15 protein-coding genes are annotated in these 17,795 nt (G+C 45.7%); 6 read left to right on the plus strand and 9 right to left on the minus strand.

All coding sequences use genetic code 11. The features are described 5' to 3' along the window. The first annotated feature begins 98 nt into the window (after positions 1 to 98). Both V7R88_RS11855 and V7R88_RS11860 read left to right on the plus strand, forming a co-directional pair. A complete protein-coding gene (locus V7R88_RS11855) occupies positions 99 to 1,097 on the plus strand; it encodes an IS30 family transposase (RefSeq protein WP_016527164.1) in 999 nt (332 codons plus the stop codon). Between the two features lie 36 nt (positions 1,098 to 1,133). Further along, positions 1,134 to 2,513: an SLC13 family permease gene (locus V7R88_RS11860; protein ID WP_054398247.1), complete on the plus strand. Its 1,380-nt coding sequence runs from the start codon at positions 1,134 to 1,136 to the stop codon at positions 2,511 to 2,513. A 43-nt stretch (positions 2,514 to 2,556) separates the two neighbouring features. Here V7R88_RS11860 and V7R88_RS11865 read toward each other — a convergent pair whose 3' ends face one another. Then, positions 2,557 to 4,029 (minus strand): UbiD family decarboxylase, encoded by a 1,473-nt coding sequence (locus V7R88_RS11865; protein ID WP_003644796.1) that lies wholly within the window; start codon positions 4,027 to 4,029, stop codon positions 2,557 to 2,559. Between the two features lie 1,239 nt (positions 4,030 to 5,268). Between V7R88_RS11865 and V7R88_RS11870 the strand changes: the two genes are divergently transcribed. After that, positions 5,269 to 6,717 (plus strand): zinc ribbon domain-containing protein, encoded by a 1,449-nt coding sequence (locus V7R88_RS11870; protein ID WP_054397139.1) that lies wholly within the window; start codon positions 5,269 to 5,271, stop codon positions 6,715 to 6,717. An 18-nt stretch (positions 6,718 to 6,735) separates the two neighbouring features. Beyond that, the gene (locus V7R88_RS11875) at positions 6,736 to 7,707 is read left to right on the plus strand and encodes a zinc ribbon domain-containing protein (RefSeq protein WP_045352453.1); all 972 of its coding nucleotides are present in this window, start codon (positions 6,736 to 6,738) and stop codon (positions 7,705 to 7,707) included. Positions 7,708 to 7,826: 119 nt separating this feature from the next. Here V7R88_RS11875 and V7R88_RS11880 read toward each other — a convergent pair whose 3' ends face one another. The 7 genes from V7R88_RS11880 to V7R88_RS11910 all read right to left on the minus strand — a co-directional run bounded on the left by V7R88_RS11880 (position 7,827) and on the right by V7R88_RS11910 (position 15,076). Beyond that, on the minus strand, positions 7,827 to 7,976 hold the full coding sequence (locus V7R88_RS11880; protein ID WP_003642218.1) for a hypothetical protein: 150 nt from the start codon (positions 7,974 to 7,976) through the stop codon (positions 7,827 to 7,829). Further along, positions 7,976 to 8,233, minus strand: a complete 258-nt coding sequence (locus V7R88_RS11885) for a bacteriocin immunity protein (RefSeq protein WP_003642219.1) — start codon at positions 8,231 to 8,233, stop codon at positions 7,976 to 7,978. The genes V7R88_RS11880 and V7R88_RS11885 overlap by 1 nt, the downstream gene beginning before the upstream one ends. Before the next feature lie 160 nt (positions 8,234 to 8,393). After that, complete coding sequence (locus V7R88_RS11890; protein ID WP_072535135.1) at positions 8,394 to 9,143, minus strand: alpha/beta hydrolase; 750 nt, start codon at positions 9,141 to 9,143, stop codon at positions 8,394 to 8,396. A 165-nt stretch (positions 9,144 to 9,308) separates the two neighbouring features. After that, the gene (locus tag V7R88_RS11895; protein ID WP_338816256.1) at positions 9,309 to 10,403 is read right to left on the minus strand and encodes a PTS transporter subunit IIC; all 1,095 of its coding nucleotides are present in this window, start codon (positions 10,401 to 10,403) and stop codon (positions 9,309 to 9,311) included. 179 nt (positions 10,404 to 10,582) lie between these two features. Further along, positions 10,583 to 11,992, minus strand: a complete 1,410-nt coding sequence (locus V7R88_RS11900) for a subtype B tannase (RefSeq protein ID WP_054397147.1) — start codon at positions 11,990 to 11,992, stop codon at positions 10,583 to 10,585. Between the two features lie 323 nt (positions 11,993 to 12,315). Next, positions 12,316 to 14,034, minus strand: coding sequence for a collagen binding domain-containing protein (locus V7R88_RS11905; RefSeq protein WP_054397149.1), 1,719 nt, complete (start codon positions 14,032 to 14,034; stop codon positions 12,316 to 12,318). Between the two features lie 136 nt (positions 14,035 to 14,170). Further along, positions 14,171 to 15,076, minus strand: a complete 906-nt coding sequence (locus V7R88_RS11910) for a DMT family transporter (protein ID WP_057717694.1) — start codon at positions 15,074 to 15,076, stop codon at positions 14,171 to 14,173. A gap of 193 nt (positions 15,077 to 15,269) precedes the next feature. On the opposite strand from V7R88_RS11910, the gene V7R88_RS11915 reads away from it, so the two are divergent. Further along, a complete protein-coding gene (locus V7R88_RS11915; protein WP_015825899.1) occupies positions 15,270 to 15,971 on the plus strand; it encodes a lipase/esterase in 702 nt (233 codons plus the stop codon). Between the two features lie 170 nt (positions 15,972 to 16,141). Here the strand turns inward: V7R88_RS11915 and V7R88_RS11920 are convergent, their stop codons facing one another. Next, positions 16,142 to 17,065, minus strand: coding sequence for an amidohydrolase family protein (locus tag V7R88_RS11920; RefSeq protein WP_057717693.1), 924 nt, complete (start codon positions 17,063 to 17,065; stop codon positions 16,142 to 16,144). Positions 17,066 to 17,164: 99 nt separating this feature from the next. Here V7R88_RS11920 and V7R88_RS11925 point away from each other — a divergent pair, with 99 nt between their 5' ends. After that, positions 17,165 to 17,788: a TetR/AcrR family transcriptional regulator gene (locus V7R88_RS11925; protein WP_054397155.1), complete on the plus strand. Its 624-nt coding sequence runs from the start codon at positions 17,165 to 17,167 to the stop codon at positions 17,786 to 17,788. Positions 17,789 to 17,795: the final 7 nt, after the last annotated feature.

Below are 17,795 nucleotides of genomic sequence, written 5' to 3' on the forward strand. Positions count from 1 at the left end.
TACAATTGAAGTGCAACAAATGATCAAAAAGAAGACTCACAGCCTGAGTCCTTGTAAAATATAGTCACCACAACTTACTTACAAGGAGGACTCAGACTATGAGCCTATATCATCATCTTACCTTAAATGACCGTGAATGCCTACTAGTTGGGCTAACTTTAAAACAGTCTTACCAGGCCATTGCCCAACGCATCGGTTGTTCTAAAGCGACTATTTCACGGGAAGTTAGCCGGAATGGTGGTCGTTCTAAATATTCCGCAGTTAATGCGCAACTAAATTATGAGCGTCAACGTTTGAAAAGTCGACGGCCACGGATCTTATCGCAAACTGATATCCGGGCATTTGTCATTAATTGTATCGTCCATCGTAAATGGTCCCCAGAACAAATCGCAGGACGGCTAAATTTTGAGCATAGTAACTGGAAAATCAGTTACAACACAATTTATCGTGGAATTGCTTTGAATAATCTTGGTGAAAAGCGTAAAAGTCATGGTGCCCGTGGATTCGCCCGCCAATTAAGACATCGAGGTAAAACGCGCAAAGTTAAGGGAACTATCAAGGAACGGCGTGGTCGTTTTAACGATGTACCTTCAATCCACGACCGCCCACTTTCGGCTGAAAATAGAACTCGGTTTGGTCACTGGGAAGGTGACACAGTGCGTGGTAAAACCGGACGTTCAGCGCTGGTGACGCTGGTAGACCGTAAATCACGGTATTTATTAGCGGAACGGGTAAGTAAAGTCGCAGCTAAACCCGTGGCACAAGCTATGATGGACTTATTAAATAGCGTCACACCGGAACGGGTAAAGACACTTACACCTGATCGTGGAACTGAGTTTGCCAATTATCAAGACGTCATTGACACTTTAGAAATACCGGTATTTTTTCCAGATCCACACGCACCACAACAACGTGGAACCAATGAAAATACTAACGGTTTAATTCGTGAATATTTCCCCAAAGGAACTGATTTGAACGATTTAAATGACCAAGAGATTATCGCATTCGTCACAGATTTAAATAACCGTCCACGCAAGGTCTTGGGATGGAAAAGTCCAAGTGAAGTTTTCTTCGGCAAAAAGTTGCGCTTGATTTGACAATTCGTCGTCAAAATTGAAGGGAGCATGTAGCTCGTGAACAAGAAAACGATTGGCTTTTTCAGTGGAATCGCCGTATTTGCCATTATTTACTTCTTACCGATTGCCGGCTTGTCAGCTAAGGGGCAGATGGACTTGGCACTTAGTTTGATGACGGTCGTCTGGTGGGCCACCCAAATCGCGCAACCCGCGTTCGTTGGTGGGATTTACTTAATGTTGCTCATTATTATGAACGTGGCGACACCGTCACAGGTCTTCTCGTCGGCGTGGACTGGTTCAATTATGTGGTTCGTAATTGGGGCGTACTTGATTGCGGGAGCGGTTAATGAATCTGGTTTGGGTCAACGCATCGCGTACGCATTCATTATCAAGTTTGTGCGGAGTTGGAAAGGGATTGTGATTTCGATTTTTGCCCTGACCTTTATCCTCGCACTCCTGATTCCCCATCCATGGCCTCGGGCGTTCATGATTATGTCCGTCATTACGGTGGTCGCGGAAACGGCGAAGATGCCCAAACGCGATTTGGCTAAGCTAGGCCTCGCTGTCTTTGCTGCGTCCTGTCCACTATCCGGGGTCTTTTATACTGGTGACACGTCACTAAATCCGTTGGCAGTACAGGCCTCTGGTCAAAGCGTCAACTTTGTCTCTTACTTTATCTACATGGGCGTGCCCATGATCATTGCGGCCATCTTAACCATGTTTCTGTTCTTATTCCTCTTCAAGCCTAGTCAGGAAGTCCACATCGATGTGGAAGCGTTAAAGCAACAACAAGCCCAGTTGGGTGGTATGACGGGGAAGGAAGTTCGAACAATTATTTGGCTGATCATTGCGATTGCACTCTGGTTAACGAGTGGGATCACCGGTTTGGACGTTGGTTGGTTGACGTTGATCGTTGCGCTGATGATGAGTCTCCCGGTAGTTGGCGGGATCTTGACGGCCAAATCATGGGAAGGTGTTCCCGTGAACGTGCTCGTGTTCTTGACTTCGGCAATCGCAATCGGGAATGTCGGTGGTGTGACTGGCATGAATAATTGGATTGCGAAGACCTTGATTCCAAGCAACTTGCCAACTAATATTTATTTATTAGCGATTGTGATTACTGCTTTTGCCATGATTATCCACATGTTCATGGGTTCTGTCATTGCGGTGATGGGGATTACGATTCCGGCCTTCGTAGCGGCCACGGCTCATATGGGAATTTCACCCTTGGCCGTATCGTTACTAGTCTTCTCGGTGACAAACTTGCATTATATTTTACCGTTCCACAACCTCGCTGTCTTAGTTGGAAGCGACCCCGATACTGGTGGGGGTTACACACAAAAAGACGTGATGCGGTTAGGAATCCCACTGACGGCGGTTGTCTTTGTCGTTGCATTAGTTGAGATGTTCTGGTTCCACCTCGTTGGGTTGGCATAAGCGGATAAGTTAAAAATACGCTCATCAAGTGCAATGGATGACGTTACTTCAAATACTTCTCCCAGTCAGCCACTTTCATGAATTGGGCCCGTTCAAATTGGTCCTTCATATCGAATGGTACGGTGCCATCAATCACTAGTTTAGAACTCATCCCACGGAAACGAATCGACTTTGGATCATATTGTGGGCGTTCCGATGGGTCCAACGGATGATTCCGCATGCCTGATAAGACCATCAAGTCCTGATCGGCTTGGAAACGGGTATTCATCGTCCAAATCACATCATTCATATCAAAAATATCAACATCTTCATCAACCAGGATAACGGTCTTCAATTCCTTAAAGGCTGAGAACGCAAGCAAAGCAGCTTGCCGTTGAATTCCTTCATCCGCTTCATTATCCTTATGAATCTGCATGATGGTCATCAATTTACCACCACCAGCCGGCGGATTATAAACATTCGTCACTTTACCAGGAATGGCACGGTTAACCAATTGTAAGATACTAGCTTCAGTTGGAATCCCCGCCATGCTGACATGTTCTTCGGATGGTCCAATCACGCTTTGCATGATGGCATTCTTCCGATGAGTCACCGCCGTCACCTTAATCACTTGCAAGGCTGGATTAGCATCACCATCATAACCCGGGAATTCAGGCATCGCTTTACCCGTATGCGTATTGATATCTTCCTGAATACGTTCGTTAGGCATAATGTACCCCTCAAGCGTATATTCAGAACGCGCAATTGCCTTTTCATCGACGGTCACCCCGTCAACTAATTGAACAGCTTGGTTCCGAATCGCACCAGCAACACCTAATTCGTTATAGCCAAATGGCGTGGTCGGTGGTTCGAAAGTTGCACCAATCGTAATGGCTGGATCCAAACCAATATTAATTGTAATTGGCATTGGCTTGTTAGCTTTCTCATACTCTTCCGCAAACGCACCAATGTGCCGACCGCCAGGCATGATATAAATCCCTAACTTATCCTTATCTTCAAGGACCATTCGGTGAATCGTCACATCACTCTTAGACTTGTCCATGCTTGAGCCAAACACCACACCGACCGTAATATATGGTCCAGCATCTTGGGGCGTATTCGTTGGTGCTGCCACTAACTTCCGAATATCAAAGCCTTCATCCGTCGCTTTATAAACGACATCGTGAGCTGGCGCATCCGCTTCAGCAACCGTTTCTGGCGCCACTGGATTAGAGACTGCTTCGTTCAAGTATTGCCCTAACGTCTGATAATCGTGGTGGAACATCTTACCAACGCGCCGGCGACTCGCCATCAATCCAGTCAAGACCCGCGTATCAGGAAACCCCTTAACGTTGTTAAACATCATTGCTGGACCCTCTTGCGTTGGCCGTTGAACGGTCCCACCAGCACCGATATACCGATAAACACCAGAAAGTTCCGCATTTGGATCAACTTCGACGTCAGTTTCATGATAGTTCTTTGGATCATCCTTGATCTCATCAAGCACGCGACGCAAATCCCATGGTTGTTCTGCCATTTCATTCATCTCCCTTAAAGTTTACAAGACCATCATACGGCCACTCGTAAGCGGGTTCAATTCGGATTGCGCAGATATGTTATTCGTGAATGGAATAATACAACTAAACGCATTAGGTCGATGATTGTTATGTATTAATTATGATTGAAACGTGCTGATTTCCAAAGTCAAAAGCAGCCAGCTTAGGCCCGCTGGAAAAAGTTCGAGTTAGCGTAAAATTGCTTAGTTGGCGCGTCTTACGCCGACTTCCAGGCATTTCTGCCAATTGCTGGAACGCGGTGGACACAGATTTAAGCCGCAACCCACGTCTTAAATACTGGTCTTCCACTAACCAAGCCAAGGACGCTTGCTAAGTGGAATTTCACCGCTGAGCATTGGCTGAAACGCCTTCCAGTCGGAACAGTGTTCGAATGGCGGACATGTGCGTACCCAACTTTTGGTGAATTCGTCATTGTTTTTCATAAACAATAACTTTGTCAATCAACTGTCAGGGTGAAAATGATATTGAGATAGCTCACTAATCCTGAATTGGTGTAGTGAGATTTAAGCTCTTGACAGAGGGCTTAATACACCTAATGCTTTGTTTAATCAAAATAGCCAACGACAAATTGTACCGAGTTCGGTGGTCGTTCATTAGCCATTCGAGCGACTTCCCGACCGGAGGGGCTGGGTGGACAATGCTCAGTAGCCAAATTATTCTTAGTCGGAAGTGGGGTACTTCCGGCTTAGAATAAGACTCGTATTTGAGATGACGCGGGTTGGGCGTTAGCTCAAATCGACGTCGGCTACGTTCCAGCAATTGTCACCCAGCCCCGGAGGTCGGAATAGGACGCGCACCGGCTGACGAATAACAATCTAAACTTGGCACGTTTCAATCATAATTCATGACTAACGAACCGGCACAGCATTTAGCCGAGTCGTATTTTTAATGCGTGACATGTCGTTTATTGTGCAAACTGGGGCATTACTAAATAAATACGCCGTGTAAACATTGATAAACAGTTTAATCATGTTTATACTTTAAAATATGTTAATAATTTTTAGACTTTCTTAAGTTATTAACGATGATTAGTCATCAATAGCCTTATTCATCGATTAGCACTTATTATTCATATTCAAGTGACACGTCTTATTCAGAATTTTAACTCGATTGATAGTAGCGGCTATTTACTGTGAAGACTCCAGTAAATAGTTTTTTATTGTCGACTAATCAATCTATTTTTGGAGGAGCATCGGGGAATGTATAAACAGCACCAATTTTTTAAAGCCGCTGACGATCGTCGCGGCCAAGCATCGTTTTGTCCTAACTGTGGGCAAGCGGTGGCCGCAACGGATGAATTTTGTCCTAATTGCGGTTTTAAGTTGCACGCAACCACTGATCAGCCATCGCCATCAGTAAACACCGCGCAGTCAACAACAAGTTCGACGCGCAAGGTTCGACAACAAACCCAACGCCATATGCCAACTTGGGGTTGGGGTCTGATTGCCGTTATCGTTGTCATTCTGATTGGCGGCTATCTGTATGGACAGAATTATTATCAACCGCTCAATCAGCTCGACCGTGACTTAACCGCACTCAAGACTGGAAAAGGTTTAGCGAAGCAAGTAACTAGCACTGACCCATCACTCAAGATTACAAATGATAGCGTCAAGCCGATGGTCACTTACTTTAAAAACAATCGAAAATCATTAGCATCACTGGCTAGTTCGCTTAAAAGTCGTTCTGCGACTAATGATTACGGTATTCAGTTCGTTAAAACCGGTAAAGCCTGGTTGTTTTTCGATAAGTATCAACTACAAGTCACTTCCGTTTATGCCACACTGGCGACGAACCACCGTAACGTTGCACTCAGCGTTAATGGTAAGCACGTCGCAACATCTAATAAAGCAACTTACGAGCATAAAATCGGGCCGTATGTTCCTGGTTCATACACCTTGACTGCCAAGGGAACGGTTAGCGGCCATCAGATTACCAATGAGGGCACCTATTACCTCCGGGCAAACGGCCAAACTTACGACTTAGATTTACGTACAATTTCCTTCACCGTTAATGGTACACCGAATACCACCGTTTATATCAATGGCGAAAATGAAGGAACGATTAACAGCAGTGGCACACTGGCGCTGAATGATATTCCCTGGTCTAATCGCATGATGTTGACTGGTAAATACAAAGCCGGTTCACAAACATTGACCGCCAAACAAACTAACGTTAGTGACGCTGAGGGTCAAGACGTGGACCTCAAATTTGCCGGTGTGATGAGTAAAGATACTGCCTCGGACTACCTGAACGGTATCTTCACCGCTGTCAGCAGTTATACGTCCACCGGTGACCTATCGGATGCTTCGGATTACGATGACCGCACTTTGGACGACTACTTCGTCAACGGTACCGATAACACGGACTACAAAGAACTGGTCCAAATGGCGAAGGGCTACTACGACAATGATGACGTCCTCGATGTCACCTATGAGCCGACTGTCTTATCAACGGTTCCAGCAGCTAAACAACAAAGTCAGATCACTTATGACGTCAAATATGACTTTACCAACTCTGAAGATGAACGCATTCAGGTCTTTCGTTACACCGCGACGGTCGAGAAAACCGGGGGGCACTACAAGATTGTTAAAATCACACCGGCCCAAAAAATTCGGTCGTACACTAAATCCGATGATTCTGATAATTAATGAAGGAGAATTTAACTTATGAAAAAATGTCCCAACTGCGGCACTGAGATTGCTGCCAATGCAAAGTTCTGTACCCACTGTGGTTACGATCTAACCAAAGCGACACCGGCCTCGGCAACGGCCAACGCCACTTCAGCCACAGCTACCCAAACAACGACTGCAACGACGCAAGCAGCTGTCCATACCAGCACAGCTTCAGCCAATCAACAACAATCGGCCAGCGCTGAAAAACAAACAGCATCACGTTCAGCAGCTGCTGATACGACACGGACGGCTACTAACCAACAAGTCCAACAGCTGCAATCATCTGCTAAGAATTATTTTAGTTGGCTCTTGGCTAGCTGGAAAAATCCTAGCTGTGAAGTCCGAACTGAAAGTTATTTTAGTTACATTTCCTTTGTCATTGAAGCACTATTTATGACGTTGGCCGCTGTAACCATTAGCAATAAGTTTCTGACCACTGCCAATGACAGTCAAAGCTATTTCCACATTAGTAAATTAGCTTTTTCCACCGACTTAAAGATTTTCTTATGTCTCCTAATCGGCATGTGCTTCTACCTGGCTGTCGGCTATGTCACCTGCTTACTTGGCAGTCGTGGGACCAAAGTCGGCTTTACGACCTATATGGAACGCTTCGGTCAGTTAACCAATTACGCAATTATTGTGAACCTATTATTATGGTTTGCTTCGTCCCTAGTTAACTTCAGTGTTGATAACTTCTTTACCATTGCGGCTAGCTTCAGATGGTCGATCATCCTGTTGAGTGTCAGTGTCCTTGTCTGGCAATTAGGTTTGATCTTCGTCATTAACAAGTCGGTGACCCAACCATTAATTAGCCGTGTCTACCTAGCCCTTATTGCGGTTCTAGTCGTTAGCCTGCTGTTCTACTTTATGGATAAAATTATTCTGCAGGATTTACAGACTGCACTTCTCAGTCACGCAACTGACTTTGCCAATCAAATTGGTAACTTGTTCGGTAGTCAATACTAGTTGTTCGAAGGTATCACAAATAAAGCCTCGTAAATTAACGCATTATCATAAGCGTTAATTTACGAGGTTTTTTATATTCATTAGATTGAGCAAATTAATTTGTAACCGATAACAGGGTGCTACTCGAATAGTGTCCGCTTGAGCTGACGGCTAACACCGTAACCCACCAGAATAATCGTTATTAACCATCCGGCCGTCACTAGTGCTTTCCCGATTGCGATGATTCGGCGCATCGTCCCACCTCCAAAATGAGTCGCTGGTTCAGCCATTACGCACTCAACCGATGACTGACCGATAGTAACTCACTAACCAATAAGTTTTCAGTTGGCGTCAAGCGCAACTGTTTAGTAAAAATATTATAAGTCACGTCATTCGTTAACCGCTTAATTAGCGCATGATCAAGCTGGGGCGCCTGTTTCAATTGTTGGTGTGCCTTCAATAGTGCTGCCCGAATTTCTTGATTCGCCGCAGTTGGTGCTAATTCTTGATATAAATCTTGAATGATTCCCTGTACTTCACTTTTCACGTTGCACACCTTACTTTCAGAAAACTAACTACTCTTAGTATAGGCGTCTTCCGGTAAAAGATTAAGGTTATTTTCATTGAACATTAAACTAATTTGTCAGCACCGCCTTTAAACTCACCAACGTTAACTAACCTAACATTATATTAACTGGCGTAAGTCATCATTTAAACGCGGCCAGTGCTAATTGGATCGTGGTAGCGCGCACATCGCCGCTAAAGCGATGGTCACCGTCCTGAACCCAATGCAACTGACTGTGCTGATAGACCTCATGATACTTTTCAGAAGCCTGTGGCGAGACCACCGTGTCGGCTGTACCGTGAATCAATGTCACCGAACCGGAATACTGCTGAGCTACCTCATAAATCGGCAACTGTTGTGCGGTCCGCAAATAAAAGCCACCAACTTTAAGGCCATCACGAATATTCAAATAGGTCGGAATATGTTGTGGATCATAGGTCGCACCTTGCAGAACACCTTGTTGCGCATCGGACTTTAACGTTGCGGCCGGCGCCATCAAGATCAGTTTGTCGACCACGTCTGGATAATACCCCGCTAACATGCTGGCTACCACCCCACCTTGCGAATGCCCTGCCAAGACAATGTGGTCATAATGTAAGGTCAAGGCTTCATCTAAAACTGCTTTGGCGTCCGCGATCTCATTAACCACCGTCATATCTTGAAACCGGCCTTCACTACGGCCATGGCCATTGAAGTCAAAACGCAGAACTGCCAAGCCGTGGGCAACTAATGCCTGCGCCAATTGCGGCACAAATTGGGTCGTATCATATCCCATATCGGCCGTAAACCCATGCATCAAGATGACTAGCGTTGTGCTCGGTGCCGCTGGAGTATCCAACCTTGCCTGTAACGCCAAACCATCCCGTTTAATCTTAAATTCCATCGATGTCATCTCACTTATTCATTATTCACACCTTTAATATAGTGGATTTACGTGCTATTTCATAGTCCTGAGCACCCACCTTATCCTGAAAAAAACAGCTCACACCATACAAAAAGCCTGTTTCCACGGCCTTCACATCGGTCATAGAAACAGGTCTTTAATATCGGCTGGACATCAAACGATTTCCAACTGTAACTGCTGCGATTCGACCCACTTTGCCGCAACTAGAACGCGGTACAGTACGATTGAAATAACTGCTGGCATCAACACCCCCGTCAAGAGATAGACCATAAAACTGTTAAAGTTCGTCGATGCTAACGAAATCGGTGCAATTAACGAATTCAATCCTAAGCCGGCCAGCTTGTAACTGGTTGAAAAATGAAAGGCAATCGTCGCCACCGGGGCGGCAATAACCGCAGCAACCATTGGTGGAATCGCTAACCGTGGATTCACCAGCAAGTTTGGAAATTGGACTTTAGGCGTGATAATCCCCTGAGCGATATTGGCCCCCAAGTTGTTTTGGCGAAAAGACATAATCGTAAAGCCCACGAACTGGGCGGTTGTTCCAATTAAGGCCGCGCCCGATGAGACGGGATCCAACATGACCGCCACCGCCAATGCGGCCGAAGACGCAGGTGTCATTAAAAATAACGCCCAGGCAAGTGAAACGGCCATCGAACCGATCAACGGGTTGACCTTCATTGAAGTCGCGATGAACTTGCTCAGCCAGACCAACGCGGGCGTCGTTACGGATGCTAACCCGAGACCAACCACCGCACCGACAAAAGTGGCCGCTAACGGGACCAACATCATATCAAGTGGCGTCTTACCAGTTAAATAATTACCAATCAGAACCGCGACTAACCCAGCCGCAACGGCCGAAATCGGTTGGCCGGTGGTAAAAATCGAGCTCTGAGCTGCTTGGGCCAACGTATGTCCCGTCGCCGTGACGCCGTTAGTTGCGGACTGTGAGAAGAAGACAGCGTTCGCCCCGATCGTCGACGAAATCATGGCGCTAAACGTAACTAACGTGTTGCTGTTGAGCATCGTTGCAATCGCGACGCCAAATGCCGGTCCTAATAACACTTGGGCAATCGCACCGACTTGGTATAATGCCGTCCAGTGAACAAAATTCGCGAGTGACTGCAATAACAACCCAATCCCTAAACAAACTAAAATGGCATTAGAAACACCTGCTGAAACTTTATAAACGTAATCCATGGTACTCATCTTATGTGTCGCGGTAGCCGCGGTTGTGGTTGTTTCCATATGTAAACCTCCGTTTGAATTAATAAGAATATGATTAGAAGAATATGAGAATAACTACATTTAACCACGCGTTTTGAAAATTGTCAACGTTATTTTCATCACATTGTCGTTACTAATTCAACCCAAAAACCAGCCAGGCACGATGTCCTTGCTGGTTGCTTTCAATTATCGTATTCAAATTATTGGCACAAGCCGTCAATCCAGGCAAATAAATCACCTAAATCATAGTCCCCACTGTGGGGAATATCCCACGGTAGCGCAAAATCAACCTCATAACCCTGATTTTCTAACATTATGGCTAAAATAATCGGGATTGCAAAACTCGTATCTCGGTCGGCCGCACCGTGGCGAATCCGCCAGTGCTTAGCAACTTGTGACGAAGTTGTCGTTAAGTAACTGAGCGGATTAATCGCCTGAATCAGCTCAGCGTCCGCTAGTTGTGCCGTCACCGTACTTCGCGTCTGTGCCAAGGCCGTAAAGTGCTTGGCTTGCACCGTTGCATCGCCAAACAAATTATTCTCTGGACTCGTCAAATCTAATTGGTCAAACGCCGGGACGGCTTTCATGCGAGTTAACGACTTCAAATAAGCTGATAAATCCAAGTTCGTCACCTGATTTCCAGTAACGACAAAGCCAGCGTACTTATGAATATCCGTCCCCTGATCGAATGCCGTCTGAGCAGACGATATCAATAATTGGCGAACAACATCACGAAATGAACCCATTCCCGCCTCGTTAAGCGTCAAAAGCGTCCCGTCACTGGCCGTGAGTTTCAACTGGTTCAAGTAGGTACTGAACTGGGCTTTTAACGCCAACGAAAGGGCTTGTTCTTCAACTGTGAGTTGACCACTAACCGGTTCAAATTTGGGTCGCCCATTCTTGGTCGTCCCCGCAACAGGCTGATAACGATGCCAGTCATTAATGCCATTAAACTGCCACTCGTAGGCCATGTCTGCGTGTTCCAGATTATGAATCGGGCAGTAAGCCGACACCGCAAAGATATCGTCAGTCGCCGGTGCTGCCCCGAGCGCAGTTAAGGCTGGTTCAAAATAAGCCGAATTGCCGCTCGCACCCGCTAAAGCCGAAGTGGCACCCCCGGCACTCGTTCCATTCGTGATGATCCGGTTCGCGTCACCTGGCAGCCGGCCCTGATTATACTTAACGTAACGGATTGCCGCCTTCATATCTACGATAAAAGCCGGCGCTTGCCCGACCCGTTGCCCAGACTTATCAACCGTCGTACGACCGCGAATTCCAGCGGCCACCACAACGTAACCGCGTTTAAGTGCCTGTTGAATCGTCCCTGCATTCGTCGGCCAAGTGACACGTTGCGGATCATCCGCCGGTCCTGGCAAATAACCGCCGACCGTATTCGGCATCAGAATGGGCGCCGTTGCCCGCTGATAGCCATTGACTGAACTACCATGCAAGTATGCGGCTGGTACAAAGACGTTTAGGACCTGAATCGCTGCGACCGGATGCTGAACGTACTGAATATTACGGGCAGCATAATATTGAATGGTCTGACCGGCAACTTGGACCTGTTCCGGCACCAGCCAGTCAGCATCAAAAATCAATCGGTTACTCATCTTGTGACCTCCATTTCTATCTATTCGTTACTTTACCCCCATTATCCAGTTAAAATCAAATCGAATTGCGCAACCAGTTATGCCGATTGCGACTAATACTGATTACCGTAGTCAGCAGCCGCCTGGGAACCCCACCGTAAACCAATATTGACGTACGTTGAACCAGTAATCTTTTTAATGACCATGATCGCCATGCTAACTCATCTAACGATTTCAAGTTAGCTATTAAATGACCGCTAACTAAAAACGGCTTTCTGAATTAACAGAAGGCCGTTTTAAAAAATAACATTATATGTGCATCATTTTAGGGCTATCAGTTAGCCTTAAAACCAATGACGGATAAGTGCACCGCCACCTAGCGTTAATACGCCTAATAAAATACCGACTGAACGAAGTGCTTGACTGTCCATCTTAGCTTCGTTAGTTTGTGGCAACTTAGCAACTTGGTTAGGCGTTGATGGGGTCAACGCGTCACTTTCAGATACCGTTGTCTTAGCACTAGACTTTTTAGTATCCGCTGCTGGCGTTTGATCAGCACCATCTTGGCCCGTCGTTGCGTTAGCGGGCGTACTCGTAAAGACACTCGAAGTTGAATCTTTCAATGGTTTTGACGAATTAGTACTGTTGGAAGTCGTACTCCCATCGTAGTTACTATCGAACCCACCATCAACATCGATGGTCCCAGTATCTTCATCGATATCTGGATAAACCGCCGTATTATCTTCGGGATCTTCAATGTCACCAGTCTGATGGCCATTGTCTGGTTCCGTAGTCGTATTGTCAGAACTCTCAGAACTAGTATTTACATCACTCGAGCTTTCAGAACCGGAGTGGTCAGAACTAGAGTCCACAGCGCTTGAACTTTCAGAACTAGAATCGTCGGAACTGGAGTCCACAGCGCTCGAACTTTCCGAACTAGAATGGTCGGAACTGGAGTCCACAGCGCTTGAACTTTCAGAACTAGAATCGTCGGAACTGGAGTCCACAGCGCTTGAACTTTCAGAATTAGAATCGTCGGAACTGGAATCGACGTCACTCGAATTATTTGAGCTAGAGCTGTTCGAACTCGAGCTGGAACTTAAGTCGCCAGTACCGCTCCCACCGTTAACGACTTTTTCGTAGACCTTACCGTTAGCTTCTTCGCTGTTCTTGCCACCGGACGTGCCGCCGCCCCATTCCATTACAGCTTTATTTTTAAAATGATAATTTTGATCAATTAATTCTGTATCCGTAATTTTAGTATAGTAATCGATGACAACTAGGTTGCTGACTGTATCGTTGAATTTCAAGTCAAAACCATTATCGCTGTAGTTAACTTGATAAGCATCGTCACTAAGCTTATCACGCCGCTTGTAAGTGTTGGCACTCGACCATTCACCATTGTAGACTTCAATACCTTTGATCATTTGCTGATGATCACCAATGGTATCGGCAATCGATAAGTTTTTCATGGTAATTTCACGCCGATCAACAAGTAAGGTCCACTTAATCGTGCCATTTTCTTTATCAATGGTGCCTTTTTTAGACATATTAGCTTCATTAGCAACCATATTGATCACTGATGTATCTTGACCGTCTTGGGTATCAAACACAACGTCTTGTTCACCTAAATCATCATAGCGATACTTCATCCCTAGGTTTACGTCAATCTTGACATTCGTTTTACCTTCAATCGCCGAATTCATCGTCAAGATGACCTGACCATTGTCGCCGACGACCCCGGTCCCAATCACAGCGCCCGTCTCGGCATCGGTCACATCAAATGTCGCACCAACCGTTCGCGGCACTAGATTATCCGGCATATCGATGGTAACGGTATCCCCCGCTTTGAAAGCCGTATCGCCAAAACTCATCTTATACTGAATCTGAATCGTGTCGGCGTGTTTAAAATCAGGCCCGTTGATAACCGCTGCGCTGGTTGTGTAATCCTTCGCATGATAATTAGTCGCCGCCTGCGCAGTCACTGACTGACTAAATAATAGTAAGATTGCAACACTTACTAATCCAAGTAACCAGTATATTCCCCGTTTACTCAACTTCATCAAAAAATCCCCCTTATGACATAATAACCTTCACCTGAAGAGTATACGCTAGCAAGACGGATTTTCAATAGGATTTGTGAATAAAACGATTAATCTGTTCATATATCATTTAGACGTCGTACATACCTGTAATGGTTCACTTGGGGACGAATTGATTAGCCCTGGTCGCCATAAACTGTAGGATTGTCACGCCGACAATCATCATTGCACCGATAAGTCCGACCCAATTAAAGTGCACATGTAAAAATAATACACTCAAAATAGTTGCCGCTAATGGTTCAATGGCACCTAAGACGCTGGCAGTCGTTGGTAAGATATATTCTAGGCTCTGTAAAAAGAACAAGTAGGCCAGCATCGTGCCAAAAATCACGACGAAGCCGACTTGCCCCCACGCCACCCAGGTTAGCTGCGGCGAATGGTGCCAAGCACCTGTTCCGACTAATACCAAGCCACCACCAATCAGCATTGACCAACCAACAATGGGTGTGGCGCCATACACTTTTAATAATTTTGTTGGCATTAATGTGTAGATGGTTGCACCAACCGCGGCCAACAATCCCCAGATAATTGCAATTACTGGCAAAGCCAGCGAGTCAGTGTGCCCCTCCGTGACGATTAGAACCGTCCCAGCGATTGCTGAGACCACAGAAATGACGTCCACTTTCCCTGGAAGCTGCCAAGTCGTGGCGGTGATAAAGATAATAATCATCACCGGTGACAAGAATTGCAAGATTGCGGCCATCGCCGCATTACCAGTACTGATTGCCATAAAATAAGTCAATTGAACGCCAGCCATCCCGAACAGGCTGAACACAATCAGACGCACCGTTGCCCGCCAGTCATGAAACACGGCCATGACCGGTAACCGGCGACTAAATCCATATAAAATTAACAGACCTCCAGATACTAGCATCCGCACCGCCACTAACCACAACGGCGAAATCGTTGTGGTGTCAAATAGATGTTGTGCCACCGTTCCCGAGCTTCCCCACAAAAAAGGCCCGGCACTGGCTAATAACAGTCCCACTGTTTTCTTTTGCATTTAACCACCTCCAAAAGCACTAGCCTTAGTCTAACAAGCACCAGTTAACTTTCCAATGGTCTTTTCAAATTCAACTTAGACAGTCCGACTGACAAACCTGCCATCACACCACTTTAAGCACCTTATGATAAATTTCATAATTGACACTGTAATGGTGGTAAGCTAATCTTATAGCGGGGTATGGAGGTGCCAAATGAAACATCAAAAATTAATTTATTGGTTGGTTGGAATCTTTGCTGTCGTCTTCATTGGTGGCGCATTGATCATTCCAACGCCAACCATTAAGCAACAGGTTGTCAGTATTGGCAACGCCATTACGGGGAATACTAAAACTAAGGGCGCTACACACGCCGTTTCGGATAGTGCCCTTGGTGAAAAATATCAATTATCCACTAGTGAAATTCACGTCCTGCGCAAACTTAAAGTGACGGGGATCGGTGATTCAATCATGGTCCGCACCACGAGTGACTTAAAACAAATCTTTGGCCATTTTAACGTTGACGCCAAGGTTGGTCGCCAAGTGTCGGAAGCACCAGCCGTCATTAGCCAATTAAAAGCTGATAATGCAATTCAGAAAAACGTGCTGATCAACTTGGGGACGAACGGTCCAACGAGTGCCGCCGAAATCGATGGGATCATTGATCAGATTGGCAGCAACCACCAGATTTACTGGGTCAACACCCGCGTTCCAGGCAAAGATTGGCAAGACCCTAACAATCAATTGATTGCCGCGGCCGCTAAAAAATATAACAATGTGCATCTCATTGATTGGCTATACGTTGCGCAAGACAACGACAACTGGTTTGTCAAAGATAATTTACATCCCAACAGTCTTGGTGAACGTGAATATACCGCAACAGTCGGTCAGACAATGGCTAAAACAGCAACACCATAGCCACTTTATTTTTAGACGAGGGTTCTGATTACTTGCATTACCCGTACAGCAGATTAGCCCAACTAATTATGCTAACAATAACGTAAAAAAGCCGGAACACCAGTAATTAACAGGTGTTCCGGTTTTTAATATTGGTCACGCCAAAAATTCAACAGTTATCCTAACATCACTTACTCAGTCAGTAAGCGATGGGCGTTATCGTAAAAGATCGCTTGTTTCTGCTCATTTGTTAATAGATCAGTCGTTGTTAAAGCGTGACCTAATTGCCGCGAGCCATCTAACGGCGTATATGGAGTATCACTCCCGTAAAGTAGGTGCTCAGGCTGAGCCAAGCTCATTAAAGTTGGCAACTGCCGTGGTAGCACGGCTCCAGCTACGTCAAAATAAACATGGTGCATCACATCATAAACATCCACCTGATAAACCTTCTGCGCATATTGTGCGATTCGATCATCAACAATTCCCAAAAAAGCACCAGCATGCGGTATAATCACCTTGATATTAGGATATTTTTCAAAGAAGTGATACTTCAACATATTAATAAACGTCATCGTGGTATCCATGAAGAATCCCAACAACGGCACTGGTAAATCAATATCAACGTTTTTAGGCAAGATTGCTGGTTCATTTGGATGTAAGGCCACAATCGCTTGGCGAGCATCTAGTTCTTGGTAGACCCGTTCCAAGACTGGTGATCCAAAGTAAAGTCCACGTGAGTTGGTTGGCACTGTGACGCCTAAAGCACCATCCTGGTCCAAAGCCTGTTGCACCGTTTTGACAGCATCCAGTTCATAAGGGATTGGTAGACTCGCCAAGTATCCTAATTGATCTGGACATTGCTGGGCCAAGCTTTTACCATCGTCGTTAGCCGCTTCAACTAAGCGTATGGTTTCCGCCTTATCACCGAAGTTCACGTGTGGGGATGATAACGATAAAATCGAGTAACTAATATCATTATCACGCATAAAGTTAAGCGTAAGCTGTGGTGTCCACTCAGGTGTCGGCCAACCATCAGGATCACCTGGAACATGACGCTTTAGTGCCTCAACGTAACTCGTTGGTAAATAGTGGGTATGAAAATCAATTTTTGACATTATCTGCACCTCGTTTTTTAGAATAACCATAGTCTAAGACCAAACGAGTGCGTTGGAAATGTACAATTGAGGTCAAATTGACCATTCACAGGAGGTGACATGATGACAACTAACTATCCGCTTGCCGTACAGAAAATGTTCGCAACTGTCCCAGCACTACTGACAGTGACCCCCATCTTTAAATTGACTGTCACCATGGTCGTCAAAGCAGCCCACGTTAGTCGTGGGAGTTTTTACAGTCACTTTCAAGATATTTACGACTTCATTCACGCTTTCGAACATGCTTTAATCGAACAAGCAACCGTTTCAAAGCAAGTCCTTAACCAAGGGATTCAAGCTGCCCTGGTTCATCCTGACCCGCATAATGCTTATCCAACCTATCTGGAACTAACAACGAATATCAACACCCAATTGGCTAGTTTTCAGGCCTTGCTTGGCCCCCATGGTGATCCACAGTTTCTTGATCAGCTTCAGGCCGGTCTCATTGATAATTTACTCGCCACTACTGAGCAGGCGCCCTTAAATCATCAATATTTCCAGTCGATTCCGGCTGACTACGCCATGCCAATCTACTTTAGTGGCGTGCTGACAATTATTCAGCACTGGCTGACCAAGGCCCATCCGGAGCCACCTGAAGTGGTTGCCAACATTATCGTTCAGAGCCGCTACACCGCAGCTTACCATCTCTTTTCCAATCGTCCGCTTGGGGACGATATTAACTAGAAACCAA

Origin of the sequence: Lactiplantibacillus argentoratensis (assembly GCF_037290055.1) — a bacterium.
GTDB lineage: Bacteria > Bacillota > Bacilli > Lactobacillales > Lactobacillaceae > Lactiplantibacillus > Lactiplantibacillus plantarum.

Bases quoted from the DNA above. Each gene is read 5' to 3' on its own strand.
- V7R88_RS11855 (WP_016527164.1), top strand. From the start codon at position 99: ATGAGCCTATATCATCATCTTACCTTAAATGACCGTGAATGCCTACTA.
- V7R88_RS11865 (WP_003644796.1), bottom strand. From the start codon at position 4,029: ATGGCAGAACAACCATGGGATTTGCGTCGCGTGCTTGATGAGATCAAG.
- V7R88_RS11870 (WP_054397139.1), top strand. From the start codon at position 5,269: ATGTATAAACAGCACCAATTTTTTAAAGCCGCTGACGATCGTCGCGGC.
- V7R88_RS11875 (WP_045352453.1), top strand. From the start codon at position 6,736: ATGAAAAAATGTCCCAACTGCGGCACTGAGATTGCTGCCAATGCAAAG.
- V7R88_RS11880 (WP_003642218.1), bottom strand. From the start codon at position 7,976: ATGGCTGAACCAGCGACTCATTTTGGAGGTGGGACGATGCGCCGAATC.
- V7R88_RS11890 (WP_072535135.1), bottom strand. From the start codon at position 9,143: ATGACATCGATGGAATTTAAGATTAAACGGGATGGTTTGGCGTTACAG.
- V7R88_RS11895 (WP_338816256.1), bottom strand. From the start codon at position 10,403: ATGGAAACAACCACAACCGCGGCTACCGCGACACATAAGATGAGTACC.
- V7R88_RS11900 (WP_054397147.1), bottom strand. From the start codon at position 11,992: ATGAGTAACCGATTGATTTTTGATGCTGACTGGCTGGTGCCGGAACAG.
- V7R88_RS11905 (WP_054397149.1), bottom strand. From the start codon at position 14,034: ATGAAGTTGAGTAAACGGGGAATATACTGGTTACTTGGATTAGTAAGT.
- V7R88_RS11910 (WP_057717694.1), bottom strand. From the start codon at position 15,076: ATGCAAAAGAAAACAGTGGGACTGTTATTAGCCAGTGCCGGGCCTTTT.
- V7R88_RS11915 (WP_015825899.1), top strand. From the start codon at position 15,270: ATGAAACATCAAAAATTAATTTATTGGTTGGTTGGAATCTTTGCTGTC.
- V7R88_RS11920 (WP_057717693.1), bottom strand. From the start codon at position 17,065: ATGTCAAAAATTGATTTTCATACCCACTATTTACCAACGAGTTACGTT.
- V7R88_RS11925 (WP_054397155.1), top strand. From the start codon at position 17,165: ATGATGACAACTAACTATCCGCTTGCCGTACAGAAAATGTTCGCAACT.